The following is an 11,893-nucleotide window of genomic DNA, read 5'->3' on the forward strand; positions in this document are numbered from 1 at the left end:
TCTTAGCACAAAATCAATAAGCCCCCACGGGGGCTTTTTTATTGGTACAACCTAAAGTTACTGTTTCTCTCCGATATCTGACCAAACCGCAAATTCATTGCCGCTGGGCTCGGCAAAATGAAAGCGCCTTCCTCCGGGGAAAGAAAAAATAGGTTTGACCACCTTAGCACCGCACCGCTCGACTTTTTGTAACGTATCTTCCAGGTCAGAACTATAGAGTACTACCAACGCGGCACCATTCACTGTTGAGCTGTGCATATCCGCCTGGAAAAAGCCACCGTCCAAGCCTGCGCCGGAGAAAGCGGAGTACTCGGGTCCATAATCTGTAAATTCCCAGCCAAAGGCCTCAGTGAAAAAAGCCTTGGTTTTTGCCAGGCTCTTAGATGGGAACTCTACATAATTAATTTTTTCATGATTATCCATACCAAGCTCTCCCGATATTTTAATTTAATTCTCCCCTAACCAATGACGGGTTTTTCCGGTGTATCAACCACCCGAAAACTGCCATTGGCCAGCGCGAGGGGTTGATCGTTATGCATAATAACGGCACGATCCATCATCAGGTCAAAATCCAACATGGCGTAAAGAACAACTCCACGCCGCCCCTGGTAGATATTCGGCCGATAAACCAGTGCTGCCATACGTACTCCCATAGGCGCATACGAGTAACTGGCTTCACATACCAGCTTGCCACCGGCAGTGATATAGCAGTTGGATTCTGACTCATAACTGACAACATAGGTGGAGAGATCAGGGAAATCTCCCACCTCGGAATAATGGGTGCCAGTCCACTCCAGGCTTAAACCTACGAGACTTTTGAATGCACACGACATAAAGGGGCGCCCCTATAACCCAACAAGACAGAACCTAGTATGGTCCTTCTTTCTCCCAAAGGGGGTCATCAGCTTAAAAACAAATGGGGGTAATTAATTTTTTAAGGAGAGCGAAATAAAAAAGACCGCACCACCAGGGTGCGGCCATTCGCTTCTAGGGAAAAGCTATCAACTCAAAAAATCCTGGTGAAGCGACGACAGGGAATTCAAAACCCCAGCGCCAGGGCAACCAGAATATTTATTATTAATCAAAAATTGACATATATCATCGTGGCCAGGAAATTTTTACTACTTGGGAGGCGCTATCTTCAGCGTCCTCACCATCACTCACTGTGAGAGTAATTTCGTAATTACCCGTTTGTGCGTAGCGATGTAACGCCCAACGACCGTTGCGCTGTACTCCATCCCCAAAATCCCAGTGGAATTGCAGTTTATTATCACCGCTGTATTGGCTGCGATCTTCTACCCATACCCAACGGAAAAAGCGATGCATTTTAAAGTTGGCCTGCAGTGAAATCGCATCATCCGTCACTTCAACAATCTGCTCCTGTGTGGATACCGCACCGCGATCGTCTTTTACTTGCAAACGTACCAAGTAATTACCCGGCACATCGAAAGTGTGGCTGGGATTTTGCTCGCTACTGGTTAAGCCGTCGCCAAAATCCCAGGACCAGCTCAACAGCTCACCATCTGCATCACTGCTGTTATCGATAAAATTAATCAACAACCCTTCAGACTCCCAGCTGAATTCTGCCGTGGGCGCTAGGTTATCTGCACTCAGATCCAGCTCAACAATTAAGGGATCGTGATCGGATGCACGGAAGGGGCCTGTAGAGTAGAGGTTTTCCTGCTGCTCTAGGCTCTTGTGTTCAAGGTTGTAATCCAGCACTCGCGGTTCATCGGCATTGATATGCCAGTCCATAGCGGCAGTAACCAACGGAGCCAGTGAAGGGCTGGCCAGCGCATGATCCAGGTAGCCAGACTGGCCGTCATAGACATAGGAATAAGCCTGTCCCGCTCCGTACCATTCCAGAAGGTCGGTATAACCCGCCCCTTCAAGAGCCGTAATTGGATTTTCCATGGCGTAGCTGTTGAGGTCGCCCAGCACTAAAACACGGTCAATTCCAGTTCCGGTGGGGTCATTCTCAACCCAACTCACCAGGGCATCGGCAGCCTGAGTACGCAGAGCATTCCAGCAGCCCTGACCATCCCCCTGATCGCTGTTCAGGCTGCCATCATTTGGACAACTTCCCTTGGATTTAAAGTGGTTCACCACCACGGCGAGACGCTCACCGGAGGAGAGTTCGGCAAATGCCTGTAACAGCGGCTGGCGGTTACCGTCATCAAAAGGATAATCCTGCAGAGTAACGGCGCTGCCAATCGGCATAACGCGGTCGCTGCGGTAAATCATGCCCACGGCGATTTCATCACTGCCCAGCTGCGTGAGGTCCGGCTGCACAAACTGGTAGCTGTGCCCTGATGCTGCAGCATTGAGCCCATTGACCAGATCCTGGATGGCACTATCGACACCGTAGCCGTCGTTTTCCAGTTCCATCAAGCCGACAATATCGGCTTCCATGCGTAGGATTGCAGAAATAATTTTCTCTCTTTGGCGCTCAAACTCTTCCAAAGTATCGGCACCGCGCGAAGTGGGAAAGCCACCTCCGTTACCGTCACCGTTGAAGTAATTCAGCACGTTAAAGCTGGCAACGCGCAGGCTGCCATCACCCGGTAAGATGGGCGCTTCATCGCGTAGATTGACCGGGGTAAATTGGGGGACTTCCACAGGGTGAACACGGTAGGCACCAAAGCCGTACCCCATCACTCCGGTAAGCCCCTCCAGAGTATCGCCACTGCGCAAGGTGTTAGAAGCGCTGAGACCCGAGGCCGGATATGGCATTGTCTCGGGATTTTGCACTGTGGAACCATCGTCCAGAATAATCTGGTTGAGTGCGTTGGCTTCCACTTGAGCCGCCGCTGCAGCGCCCGGCATATTGTTGTGGGTGGGGATGTACAGGCGGCCATTGGATAGGATCACTTCGCCATAGCGGCCCAGGTTGTAATGTCCGTTAACGGTGAGGCTCTGCGGGAATTCAACCAGCATCCCTTCGAGCTGCTCCTGCTCTGCCACAGAGCCAAACGGCATCTGTACATTAGCCGCCGTTACCTGATAACCGCTTCCGCAAACGCTGACACCATCAACCTGATTCAACTCAGTGAAATCAAAAAATTCATCGACGATACCCCCTACGCGCACCAGGTCGCCAACTTGCACACTCACACCGAAGCCATTGTCGTGTACAAACAGTCCTTCTGAAGTCGCATCCACGCCATCCTGATCGCTGTCCTCTTCCTGTAGGAAGAAACCGGCCAAGCCGGTATTGGGATCTTGGAAATTGCCGACAACCACCGCCTCGATTTCGTGGCGCTCGCCTTCAAGCGCACTCGCGCTACCGCTGCCCTGTATCTGGCTGATTAAGGTTGCCGCATCGCCACAGGCCCCCAGCTCGATACCGCCATTACCGTCACCGTCACCATTGCCATTGCCATTGCCATTGCCATTGCCACCATCGGCGCCGTGCCAGCCCAGGTGATCAAAATTATTCAATCCCTCACTGGACCACTCCAGAGCGGGATCGAAGGTGCTGTTGCCATCGGAGCGGCCTGTCTGCACATCCAGATTGCGTACCAGTGTTTGGTTTTGTGTGCCGAGGCTGCTATTGCCCCACTGGCTGCCAGGGTCAGTACCAATTTGGCCGATCACATCAACAAAACCATTGGGACCTACAAGTGCTACTACATCGTCACCATTAAACAGGCCACTGGTGTAAATCTGGTCGGCCTGATCCAGCAACACTGTATCGGCACTGCCGTGGGCCAGAACAAATACCGCACCGCCCTGCAAAGTGCCACTCAAAGAAATGTTCGCGGAGGCGCTATCGGAACCATTGAAAAAAAGCTGGATGGCGTAATCACTCAGATCAATCGCAGTTTCACCGCCATTAAAAATTTCCAGCGCTTTATTGTTACCACTGCCCTCAATGTACTCCGAGATAATGAGGTCGCTGGCTTGGACCTCTGCAGCCATCAGTGGAAGACCCAGGGCTGCCAGAGCAGCCAAGCCAAATTGTTTCATCGTCGTTATTCCCAGTTGCCTGATACGGATTAAGCGGCGCAAAGAGTGGCGGGGAATTCCTAAATTTCGATGAAACAAATGTTAAATTTCGGTTTCAATGTATGTTGATTGGAAAGGCTTGGCATTTGCCGGCAACTTAAAACTGTGTGTCCGCGATCAAGCGAAGGGTTAACGGGTTCACAGGAGGTTGAGGAAATGCCACAACGTAGGGAGATACTCTACAATCATTTATATAAGCACTTATATAAATTCAACACTATGAAATACAGCCAGCTGGGTACTCGCCTCAGGCACTTAATCGAATTACTGGACGGCGATGTCGCAGATAGTTACCGCACCTGCGGTATTAAAAACTACAAGCCGCGTTATACACCGGTGATGCGAGCCCTTATCCACAAGAGCCCGGTCACCATCAATGAAATAGCGGCCAGTGCCGCAATCTCCCAGCCGGCGGTCAGCCAGACGGTCAGAGATATGGTCCAGCAGGGATTGTTAGAAATCCTCACCGGGGAGGATGCACGCCAGCGCAAGGTCCGCCTCAGCCGTAAAGGCCAGCGCTTACTACCAAAGCTTGAAGTCCACTGGCAAGCCACCGTTGAAGCGGAACGTTCATTAAATCGGCAACTGTCTGCACCTCTAACAGCACTCGTCGAAGAGGCGATTGCCGCTCTGCAGGAACACCCCTATCTCGATCGCATTCAGCAGTGCATTGCCAAGGAGAATAAAAAGCCATGAAACTGATTGCCGCCTTCAGCCTGGCCCTATGCCACACCATCTCTTCAGCGACTTACGCAAGTGACAACGATGAGGATTGCCAGTTTAATCCCACCGTAGTTATCCAATCCGCCGCCAGCGCTATTGCAGAAACTTATGTACTCGCAGACAAAGCCCAGAGTGTTTCCCTGGCGTTGTCTGAGATGGCCAGCAGCCCTGAAGCTTTGCGCCTTTGTCGGGACTCCCAAAGTTTTGCCAAGCTAATTACCGAGAAAATCCGAACACTGTCCGGAGACAAACATTTCTATTTGGAGCCGGTAAGCCCTAACGAAGATTCCAACAACTGGATAGCACAGTGGCGGGCCGAGGCACCCAAGAACAACTATGGTGTAAAGAAACTAGAGTTATTGCCCGGTAATATTGCCTACTTCAAACTCTCTTCATTCCACACTTTTGAAAATGCACGGCAAAGCCTGGCAGCGGCATTTACCCTGTTGCAACACAGTGACGGTCTGATATTAGACCTGCGCAATAATGGCGGTGGTGATAGTGATACAGCCACTGCCATCCTCGAATCCTTTGTGGACCCCACTAACCCCCTGCCATATGTCATTGAAACCAGAGAGAAGCAACATTCCCCTGAACGCATCAAAGAACTTCCCTGGCCAGCCTATGGCACCCAGAGACCCATGGTAGTACTGATCAATGGGCGCTCCTTCTCCGCATCAGAAAGCATCGCCTTCTCGCTGCAACAACTGGGTAGAGCCACTATTATCGGTAGTGCCAGCGCCGGCGGAGCCCATATGATGGATGCGCCTCAGACCCTGCCATTTAGCTTTGAAATTGGAATTCCCTCTAGCCGCCCGGTTTCGACTTTATCTAAGGAACTGGTTAACTGGGAGGGTCAGGGGGTGAGGCCGAATATTGAAACCAGCGAGCAAGAAATTTTACAGGTGGCGTTAGAGGTTCTTAAAAAATAAACTGCGTTTTAAAGCACACCTAAACTTTAAAGCAATGGAATTGTAGAACTCAACAATGCGTACCTCTTTACAACCTATAACCCAGAATAACTATGAGGCGGTCTGCGATCTGGATGTCGCCGAAGCGCAGCAAGAATACGTTGCCTGCAATATGTGGTCACTGGTGGAGGCACAGTTCAATTCTGGATATGAAACCCGTGCGATTTATATGGGAGAAAAGCCCGTTGGTTTTCTTATGTGGGTGAAAGAGAGCCGTGAAAAAATTTCCATTTGGAGATTTATGGTTGACCAGAAGCAGCAGGGGAAGGGGATAGGTAGGGCAGCGCTTCAGCTAGCCCTACAAGAAATCCGGCAAACACCCAATATCGAGCAAATAGAAATCTGCTACAACCCCAAAAACCCAGTGGCTAAAGACTTTTATTCCAGTTTTGGTTTTACTGAAGTGGGTATGGATAAGGACAACGAAGATATGCTTGCCATTATCAACTTCACCAACAAAACTCCTGAAGAGGCTGATGCTATCTAAACGGGCAGGCGGGCTTAGTGCCAATCCAAACCGGTAAATCGAGATCTTCTTTATTGTCTGATGGCGCCCCTGTGCGACTTTTAAAAGAACCTTCCTCTATGGTCAGGCGCATCAGGGCCGTACCCTTGCGCTCCTGAGGATTTGGAGCGCGCACCTGGTTCCAGCGGCCGGGCTCGATATCTTCGATAATAGATTTGAAAACCGCATCAAACTCCTCTGGGTCCTGTACCCGCGTACCACGGCAAAACAAAACTGCCGAGCGATAGTTGGCACTATGATGAAAGGCGGATTTAGCCAGGACCCATTCGTCATAGTGGGCAAAGGAAATACACACCTGCTGCCCCGAATCCAGTAATTTCTGCAAGCGGCTTTTATTGAGCACATGAAAATACAAAAAGTCCCCATGGCGCCATACCGTCATGGGAATAACAATCACTTCACCATCCTGGGTAAAACCAATATGTCCCAGCTTCAGTTCATCGACCAAACGATAAATATCCTCGCGACGATAACTGGCCCTCTTGGCAGCACGGCGCACCCGGCTTTTCTCAGTTACCGGCAGTTCACTCTTTGCGGAATCTGAAACTACCATTCTTAAAAACTCCCACAACGATTTATCAACAACAGATATCGCCAATATAGGGAGTTGCTGGTACTCTGATTAGATCCAGTTTTAATCAGTTAATGGTGCCAGTTTGAGCAGCCCCGATTTTGCCGACTTAACCCTGGACCCCAGGCAACCGTTACAAAGCCAGCTATACCGCAACCTGGTGGAGTGGATTTGTAGCGGCCGTCTCGCAGCAGGGAGCAAGCTCCCCTCCTCTCGTAGACTATCCTCCACCCTGAATATCAGCCGCAATACGGTCACACTGGTGTTAGAGCAGCTCAAAGCAGAGGGCTTTGTTACCAGCCGTGTCGGACAGGGCGTTTTTGTATCTAGCGCCCTACCCGCTTACGTACAGAAACCACAGCACCAGGCATGGCATTCCCAAGGCTCCGATGGTACCGCTCCCTTACCAGGGCTCTCAGCCCTTGGCCAAAAGCTGCAGACTGCAACGGCATTTAAAACCGACAGCGGCGTATCTCTACCTTTTTCACCGGGTATACCGGATCTCAATGCCTTTCCTTTAGCTATTTGGTCCAGACTCTACAGGCGCCACAAAGATAGGTTTCCACTGCTTGGCTATGGGCACAGCCAGGGCCATCCACCCTTACGCCAGGCACTGGAAGAATACCTGCGCAGCTGCCGCGGAGTGCTCTGTGATGAAAGCCAGATCATCATAACCAATGGCGCCCAGGAAGCCTTGAGCCTGTGCGCACAAGTGCTACTAAGCCCCGGAGATACCGCCATCATGGAAAACCCTGGCTACCGCCGCGCCCGATGGGTGTTTCAAGCCTGCGGCGCCAAGTTGGCATTGGCAGAATTGCAAAGCGGCTATTTAGACGTGGATGCACTGATCAAAAGCAAACTGCATGGCAGAGTCCTCTACACCACGCCAACCCATCAGTACCCCATGGGCGGAGTCATGCCTGCCAGTGAACGGCTAAAGCTGTTGGACTGGGCCAGCAAGACGCAATGCTGGATTTTAGAGGATGACTACGACAGCGAATTTTCCTTCAAGCACAAACCTGTCGCCGCTCTCCAGGGAATGGCAGAGCATACCCCGGTTATCTATATGGGCAGCTTCAGTAAAAGCCTGCAGCCCGGCCTGCGTTTAGGTTACATGATCGTTCCCAAACCCTTTGTACAGGCATTTGCTCGAGCAAAGGAAATACTCTCCGGCCACTCCCCCCTACTTGCCCAGGCAGTTGTGGCCGACTTTATTGACGAGGGACACTTCGTACGACACCTGCGCAAAATGCGCATCAACTATCGGGAAAAATGGCTGCATTTTTGCAATTTGGCAAGAGATAAACTTGAACCCCAGGCGCAACTCATCGCAAGTAGTGCCGGAATGCACTTGGTACTCGCCACGCCCGGCAGGAATGACCTAGAACTGTCAAAGCAATTAGCCCAGCACCGCTTCGGTAGCACGCCACTTTCTTTTTTCTACCCCGATAAATCATTGAACCATGGCCTGGTATTAGGGTTTGCCAATACCAGTAAACAACAACGAGAGGACTGTATAGATCTTCTGCAGAGTTTTTTAACACACTCATTCAGCTAGCAAACTTTCAATATCATTATTATTGGCAACAGCATTTCTATGCCATGGTCAGTAGAAAATATTGTTAGTGTATTTCTTATATACACTCACCCCGCATATGCCTGGCCAGCCCTAGCCTGAAGTTATCCACGCTTTCCTATTGCCGATAAAGACAACAACTTGGATGGAAACACGCTGAAATAGCGAACTTTTTTTGGCACAAGGATTGATCTATGGGGGTCGAATTCAACTAGGCTGGGTTTATGCACAATTCCAGTCAAACTTTAGATACTAGCCAAACAAAAGCGGCAACCTCGCAAACTGCATGGCTAGCCATGATAAGCCTTTTTTTAGGCGCCGCCTGTATCCAACTGGTCATTATGCGCTACCTGAATGGCGAGATGGCTCCGCTGGCCTTTGCAGCCGTATTAGAGCAGCTTATTCGAACGGAAGAAGTCCCCGCAGCTATTCAATCTTTAGCCATATTTTTCACCCCGCACATCACCAGCCTGACTTACTCACTGCATTTTGTCATTCTACTTGCCGGGGTACTCTTAATATTGCGGGTATTAATGACCCTAGGCGCCCTACTCATGTTTGTGAGCTTCATAGTATTATGGGGCTTTACTTATATGGGCGAAAATAGCTGGTTCTTTGAGTTTTTATCACCGGCTTTATATGCATTAGTCTTAGCGGTAAGCAGCTGTAGCTTCACCCCAAACATTCAGAAACCATCCGATCAAGCCTCATCTCATCCTACGCCCTATCACCAGCGTCTATTGGGTAGTATTCTGGCACCCGATATAAGCTTTTTGTCCTGGTGCCTCTGGGTGATTGTGGCATCTAGCGTGTTGTTTGCGATATTTTTGATGTCGCGCAACGGCGGCAATCACATACTTCTAGCCAGCCTTTTATCCAGTATCACCATTGCCGCCCTAGCGATACTTTCAAAATTTTTAGACCGATATCGCATGGTCTTACAGACAGAACAATCCAACCTACTGGTAGGGCGTTGGATTAACCTGTTCACCATCACCATAGGTGTTATGTTGATTTTCCAGGTTTATGAAGACAGCTTACTGAACTGGTTTACCGTAGAGGGCTATAGAGGGCTGGTGAACTCCTATGTAGAATACGGAAACACCCCGCTATGGTTTCGCAACGCATTAGCCTGGGTTGCAGAGCATGCCAATATTTTTATGCCCATTCAAAGGGTTTTCGAAGTCTCTGCCGCAATCTGTATGGTCATATTAGTTTTTCGGTTCCCTATTGTTCTATTAACTACCGGACTATTCGCCATTCTCTCCTTTACCGAATTTGGAGTAACCAATGTTTGGCCCCCAGCCCCTGGCAAGCCCCCGGCCTGGGTGTTTGAGCTACTACTCACAACTTTAGTGAGCTTAACCTGTGGCCTTTATTATCTTTTTGATGCTTTGAAATGCAAATCCTGGCGTTACTGGCTGCTTGGTTCCAAGGTGTTTGAATCCATATCTAAGCTGGATAAACATCTATTGTTTATCTTGTTTTTCATCCTGGAAATAATTGTATTTTCAGTGAGCCCATCCAGCAAAGAAAACGATATAATAGCATTGCACTTGGCAGCACTCACACTGATTCCTTTATTTTATATATTGATACTTATAGATATTTATAGAAAAGACAGCACAAAACACTAATCATCAATCCGACTTAATCTTGGTCAAACTGATAAGCGTCCATTCGCGGCTCTCTACTCTTTTATCCACATAATTTATTCACACAAAAATTTAGCACAGGAATCAGAAAAACCTAAACAAAAGGCTTGGATAAAAATTAAACATCAAAAACAGGTTACTAAAGAATTAAAAGCTTGTTAAAGCTGAGCACAGAATTTCTATATTAAAAAAAGACAAACTCTGAGCCATACAACTTGGTTGTCAATAGAGGCTTATCTTTATTACTTGAAACCAAGTGAGAAAAATTAAGCTATTTATTTAAAAGACACCCCACCTAGGATTTCTCTATAATTTATTTCAAAATTTTAAATACAGTTTAGAAAGGAAGACATGGACATTACTTGCCATGCCCTAACTTTAAAACTAAACCAAAATATGATTCAAGAGATAACTTAGCACCTCATCATCTTCGACAAGTAATCTTTCAAGTAAATCAAGATGATCACGATTATTTGCAATAATAAAATGACAGGGATTTCCGGATTTTAATAGCTTTTCTTGATACTCCTTTGTCTGACGAAAAAACTCAGGAGTATCAAATTCAGGTACTATTAAATGTAGTGGACAGAGCTTTCTACCTTCACTTAGCGGCATTAACTGTGGGCTTACCTTCTCCGCCGACTCCATTGACATATTAATCGTGTCATTGACAAAGCTATTCACCAGTGGACGGATATCGAAAAGCCCAGCCAGAGAAAATGCGCCTTTGAACTTATCCTGCGTAGATTTTGAAATATCAAACTGGCTCCAATCTGTCTGATGTAACATCCCTACTAACTGACCACCTGCCGAGTGCCCCATCAGGTAAACTGCAGGCGCACCTCTCAGCTCTGCCTCCTTAAGTACCTTAGCCATTGCATACTGTGTCTGTTTTACTATGGACTCCATAGGCACGCCATTATTCCAATCCTGGGCCATACGATAACCAGGCATATAAACAGCAATCCCTTTTCTATTAAAAGGCTCAGCCAGGAAAGAAAACTGCTCTTTTGAGAACCATTGCCACCAACCTCCATGGATATAAATGACTATGGGTGCATCTTCAGCAACATTCTCAGGCCTAAAAATATCCATTGAGCCTGATAATTCCCCCTCCCCAAAACTAACTGTTTGCAGTCCACCTTTGATCGCCTGTCGGTAATTGGAGCTGTGATTCTCTGTGAATTCTACATGAGCTGGTAACAATTTTTCTGGCGGCAAACGATGATTCCACAGAGTCGGATTGTACTGTTCGTCAGTTTTTTCCCGAGTAAAACTATTCCAATATTCGTTCATGTTATATCCTTTCACTTCGCATTTTTGTCCAAGGCTTCAAAATGGTCCTCTCGCAGGCGCATTGTGCCGTCCTCCTGGAGAACCCAGAGCTCTCGTGTAATTACTCCTTGCGCGTTATTCATTCTCCAGTTGCTGGAAAGTACGGTTGAAGTGTCATCTATTGCCTCGATTTTTGTATCCAGGTAAGTCACATCTGAGAACCCCTGAGCCACAAGATTTTCCCAGAAAGCCTGTATCTGCTCCCGCCCCTGGAATAGCCCAAATGGCTTGGCCATCATTTGCGCATCCTTTTCGTACATAGAAGCGCAGCCTTCTGCATTTCCTTGGTTGAAAAATGACTTCCAACGCTCGCTGGCTATTACAGTTTTCTCAATTAATGCCTTATTCAAATCAGATTCCTCTTCACGATAATTAAGTATTAACTTTCTGCAAGCATAGTGCCCCAGACACCGCCTTTTGATAAACAGCCATAAAGTTAAATTAGTGTTTAGAAGAATTAAACAATGAAACCCTAACTAGAAGATATGCAAGTATTTCTAGCTGTTGTTAAAATGTGCAGTTTTACGG

At 48.1% G+C, this 11,893-nt stretch carries 11 protein-coding genes; 5 read left to right on the plus strand and 6 right to left on the minus strand.

Annotation, left to right across the window (positions count from 1 at the left end):
* Window positions 1-57 precede the first annotated feature (57 nt).
* The 3 genes from ACJJIB_RS18020 to ACJJIB_RS18030 form a co-directional block, all read right to left on the minus strand.
* Window positions 58-423, minus strand: a complete 366-nt coding sequence (locus ACJJIB_RS18020; protein ID WP_444887058.1) for a VOC family protein — start codon at window positions 421-423, stop codon at window positions 58-60.
* 35 nt (window positions 424-458) lie between these two features.
* The gene (locus ACJJIB_RS18025) at window positions 459-833 is read right to left on the minus strand and encodes a hypothetical protein (protein WP_444887059.1); all 375 of its coding nucleotides are present in this window, start codon (window positions 831-833) and stop codon (window positions 459-461) included.
* A 265-nt stretch (window positions 834-1,098) separates the two neighbouring features.
* Window positions 1,099-3,969, minus strand: a complete 2,871-nt coding sequence (locus ACJJIB_RS18030; RefSeq protein ID WP_444887060.1) for an ExeM/NucH family extracellular endonuclease — start codon at window positions 3,967-3,969, stop codon at window positions 1,099-1,101.
* A 195-nt stretch (window positions 3,970-4,164) separates the two neighbouring features.
* Between ACJJIB_RS18030 and ACJJIB_RS18035 the strand changes: the two genes are divergently transcribed.
* From ACJJIB_RS18035 to ACJJIB_RS18045, 3 genes are read left to right on the plus strand one after another with little or no spacing between them, the layout of a single operon-like run.
* The gene (locus ACJJIB_RS18035) at window positions 4,165-4,704 is read left to right on the plus strand and encodes a MarR family winged helix-turn-helix transcriptional regulator (protein ID WP_444887061.1); all 540 of its coding nucleotides are present in this window, start codon (window positions 4,165-4,167) and stop codon (window positions 4,702-4,704) included.
* Complete coding sequence (locus ACJJIB_RS18040; protein WP_444887062.1) at window positions 4,701-5,663, plus strand: S41 family peptidase; 963 nt, start codon at window positions 4,701-4,703, stop codon at window positions 5,661-5,663. Before ACJJIB_RS18035 ends, ACJJIB_RS18040 begins: the two co-directional genes overlap by 4 nt.
* A 55-nt stretch (window positions 5,664-5,718) precedes the next feature.
* A complete protein-coding gene (locus ACJJIB_RS18045; protein ID WP_444887063.1) occupies window positions 5,719-6,189 on the plus strand; it encodes a GNAT family N-acetyltransferase in 471 nt (156 codons plus the stop codon).
* On the opposite strand, the gene ACJJIB_RS18050 is transcribed toward ACJJIB_RS18045, so the two are convergent.
* Window positions 6,182-6,781, minus strand: coding sequence for a pyridoxamine 5'-phosphate oxidase family protein (locus tag ACJJIB_RS18050; protein ID WP_444887064.1), 600 nt, complete (start codon window positions 6,779-6,781; stop codon window positions 6,182-6,184). The genes ACJJIB_RS18045 and ACJJIB_RS18050 overlap by 8 nt on opposite strands.
* Before the next feature lie 103 nt (window positions 6,782-6,884).
* On the opposite strand from ACJJIB_RS18050, the gene pdxR reads away from it, so the two are divergent.
* Together pdxR and ACJJIB_RS18060 are read left to right on the plus strand one after the other, a co-directional pair.
* The gene (gene pdxR / locus ACJJIB_RS18055) at window positions 6,885-8,357 is read left to right on the plus strand and encodes a MocR-like pyridoxine biosynthesis transcription factor PdxR (protein WP_444887065.1); all 1,473 of its coding nucleotides are present in this window, start codon (window positions 6,885-6,887) and stop codon (window positions 8,355-8,357) included.
* A gap of 242 nt (window positions 8,358-8,599) precedes the next feature.
* Window positions 8,600-10,012: a hypothetical protein gene (locus ACJJIB_RS18060; RefSeq protein WP_444887066.1), complete on the plus strand. Its 1,413-nt coding sequence runs from the start codon at window positions 8,600-8,602 to the stop codon at window positions 10,010-10,012.
* Between the two features lie 402 nt (window positions 10,013-10,414).
* Here ACJJIB_RS18060 and ACJJIB_RS18065 read toward each other — a convergent pair whose 3' ends face one another.
* Window positions 10,415-11,326 (minus strand): alpha/beta hydrolase, encoded by a 912-nt coding sequence (locus ACJJIB_RS18065; protein WP_444887067.1) that lies wholly within the window; start codon window positions 11,324-11,326, stop codon window positions 10,415-10,417.
* An 11-nt stretch (window positions 11,327-11,337) separates the two neighbouring features.
* Window positions 11,338-11,715, minus strand: coding sequence for a YybH family protein (locus tag ACJJIB_RS18070; protein ID WP_252083142.1), 378 nt, complete (start codon window positions 11,713-11,715; stop codon window positions 11,338-11,340).
* Between the last annotated feature and the right edge of the window lie 178 nt (window positions 11,716-11,893).

This window comes from Microbulbifer mixtoriginis (SeqCode), from assembly GCF_052467705.1.